The sequence below is a fragment of the Pseudomonas sp. NBRC 111127 genome (assembly GCF_001320345.1).
In the GTDB taxonomy this organism is placed as follows: Bacteria; Pseudomonadota; Gammaproteobacteria; order Pseudomonadales; family Pseudomonadaceae; genus Aquipseudomonas; species Aquipseudomonas juntendi.
Genome location: NZ_BCBD01000308.1, coordinates 1 through 1,825, shown reverse-complemented (window position 1 = coordinate 1,825; position 1,825 = coordinate 1). Strand labels below are relative to the sequence as shown.

Annotated in this window: 1 protein-coding gene and 1 pseudogene; one reads left to right on the top strand and one right to left on the bottom strand. The window is 66.0% G+C overall.

The features are described from left to right. A partial coding sequence (locus APH30_RS27075; RefSeq protein WP_054914246.1) for a CYTH domain-containing protein occupies positions 1-1,358 on the bottom strand: 1,358 nt, incomplete at its 3' end. A 230-nt stretch (positions 1,359-1,588) separates the two neighbouring features. Between APH30_RS27075 and APH30_RS27070 the strand changes: the two are divergent. Further along, positions 1,589-1,825 (top strand): annotated as a pseudogene (locus tag APH30_RS27070) (acetylornithine deacetylase); the annotation flags it as partial.

Sequence of the window (1,825 nt, the reverse complement as noted above, 5' to 3'; positions counted from 1 at the left end):
AGCAGGTGCTTCCAGCCACGGCTCTGGTCGACTGCCCGTGCCTGGTCGATGCGTGCTTCCAGCACTTCATCGCTGATCGGCAGTTCGGCCAGCTCATGCAGCTTCTTCAGGTCGCCATACAGGCGGTCCATCTGCGGTGCTTCCAGCACCTGGCGGGCGTGGTGCAGCCAGGCCAGCAGTTGTTCGATGCGCGGCAGTTGCTCAGCCAGGTCTTCGGGGCGCTGGGTGTACAGCGGCAGCTTCAGTGCACGGCCTTCTTCACCCAGCAAATGGCCCATCCAGCTGGCCAGCTGCGCCTTGCCCTGGCGTTCGCCACGGCCCTTGCGTTCTACCGTCCAGGCGCGGGCCAGCAGCCAGCGTGAGGTTTCCAGCGAGAACTGGCCCCAGCGCACGTCTTCCAGCTCTTCGGCAAACTGCTCGGGCGCGGCGCGGCGGATGTCTTCGTCGTCGTTACCGGCCTGCACCAGCGGGCGCCAGTCTTCCAGCAGGGCGTCGAGGCTGCTGCGCAGTTCACGGGTAGCGGCCCGCGGTGCGGCCTGGCCCAAGCTGGCGGTCAAGGCACGCAGTTCGCTCAGGCACTCGACCCAGTCCTGCAACAGGCGCCAGTGGCCATTGTGGCGGTACTGCTCGGCCAGGCGCTGGCTGCTGCCCAGCAGTTGCCAGGCCAGGGCGGCGTAGGCGTCGTCCACGGCCATTTCCGCGTCCAGCTCGGCACCTGGCAGGCCCAGCTCATAGCTGTCTGGCTCCAGCAGGCGATAGCCGCGCTCGGCCTTGCTGATGTCGCACGGCATCAACGGCAGGCTGGCGGCCAGCTCGGCGGCCAGTTCCAGCAATGCCTGCGGCTCACCTTCGCGCAGCTCCAGCTCCAGCTCGCAGATGGCTTCCTTGCGCTTGCCGGCGACCACGAAGCCTTGGTCCAGCGCGGCCTCGATCACCACCTTGCTTTTGCCACGGCCCCAGGCGATTTCGGCGAACTCGCGGGTGAAGTCCGTGGTGAACAGTGGCTTGATGGTCTTTTTGTCCAGGCCGGCCAGTTGTTCGGGCCAGCAGGTGGCATCGAGCTTTTTCAGGTCCAGCTTGGGCTTGTCCAGGTTCCACTCGTACTCATTGCGCTCCGACAGGCCCGCTACGCTCTGGCCGCGGCACTTGAGGGTCTGGATGACCACATCGCCATCGCGACGCAGGCGCAGGGCCACGCGGGCAGCAGACAGCTCACGCTCGGCAGTGTCGAAGTACTGGTTGGTCAGTTCGCGGGTCTGCCAGCCGGACTTGTTGCGCTTTTTCAGCAGAGGGTGCTCGCGCAGGGCGGCAAGGGTCTCGCGGCTGGCGCGTAGCTTGAGTTCGGTTTCTTTGTGCATCACAGACTCGAAGGAGGGGGCGTGGTTGGCAAGGAGTTTACAGCAGTCGGCCGCGCTCTGTCGGGTCGCGGTGGTTTCTTCGCGGGCTCGCCCGCGCCCACAGGCAAAGCGCAGCCCTTGAGGGCATTGAAATCCCTGTGGGAGCGGGCAAGCCCGCGAAGAAGCCCACACGCTTGCCCTGGGAACGATAGGCATTGTTATGATGGGCAACGCTTCCCAGGAGTACGCGCATGCCGTTGCCGACGCTGAAAGACCAGTTTGCCGCCTTGATCGCCGCGCCTTCGGTCAGTTGCACCCAGCCAGCGCTGGACCAGTCCAACCGCCAGGTCATCGAGCTGCTCGCCGGTTGGCTGGGCGACCTGGGGTTCCAGTGTGACATTCAGCAGGTTACCCCCGGCAAGTTCAACCTGCTGGCCAGCCGCGGCACCGGCCCGGGCGGCCTTGTGCTGGCGGGGCACAGCGACACC